Source organism: Vibrio sp. 1249-1, assembly GCF_033340495.1.
This window is the reverse complement of sequence record NZ_JAWOWJ010000214.1, coordinates 1-942: the sequence shown is the minus strand read 5'-3', so window position 1 is coordinate 942 and position 942 is coordinate 1. Positions and strand designations below refer to the sequence as shown.

Here is a 942-nt window from a genome sequence, read left to right as displayed (position 1 = left end):
CTACCCAAAAAATCAAACTCACTTCTTGCATCGAATGAGATCGCGAACCTGTCTGTCGAACGTTTATAACTGAAACTCTCAATGGCTTTTTCAACCACCGATTGAGCAGAATATCTTTTGAAGGAAGAGCGAGATACGCGGTTTTCATCAATCGATGTGAGCAATAAATCGATTGTCTCGTTGCCTGAATGAATAATGTTCATCGCATCTTCGCTCACTTCACGGAGCAAGGTTACGTCTTCACCACTCATCACATACTGATCTTTTTCGCCCATCGCCTTTTTGTTAGGCAAGACAGACTGAATAACATCTATCGACGTACATAAGCCACTGAGTGGATTACGCATTTCATGAGCAATACCAGCGCCAAACGACTTAGCGAGCGATACTTTTGCTTCATGCTCGACCTGATTTCGGAAATAGAACATGTTGCCAAACACATAAATAAACAAAAATATCGGCACATGCGTCCAATCCATTGTGATATCGAGATGAAAGCCTTTCGCGATCCACGCAAAAAACGTCGCTAGACCAATACCAGCGAACGTCTGAGCAAACATGACCCTTGTGACATGAACCAACAAAATATGCAGGAAAATAGCCGACATGAATGACATCACCCAAACATTGGACCAATCATTCATGAGCAACATATAAAAAAAGAAGAAAGGTAAACAGGTCGTAATCGTTATTTGATAATAGACGTGCACGTACTTTCGCCATGATGACGACAAACGGTTACGAAAAATGATGCCAAAAAACAGTGCGGAACAGAACAAACGTAGCGGCAAGTTTTCATAGGATTGCGGGAACATGAAGTCCCAAACGAAGTAGTAGAGCGGGAAGCCAATAAATCCCATCCAACCAACTAATGTTAAATTGGGCTCTGCGTACTCATATACCTTACGTATCGAATCCATACTATCTAATTTGTCTACTCCG

General features: G+C 41.9%; 1 pseudogene. It reads right to left on the bottom strand.

The annotated features are described in order from the left end of the window. Window positions 1-920, bottom strand: a pseudogene (locus R7Z50_RS25330) (hybrid sensor histidine kinase/response regulator); the annotation flags it as partial. Window positions 921-942 lie beyond the last annotated feature (22 nt).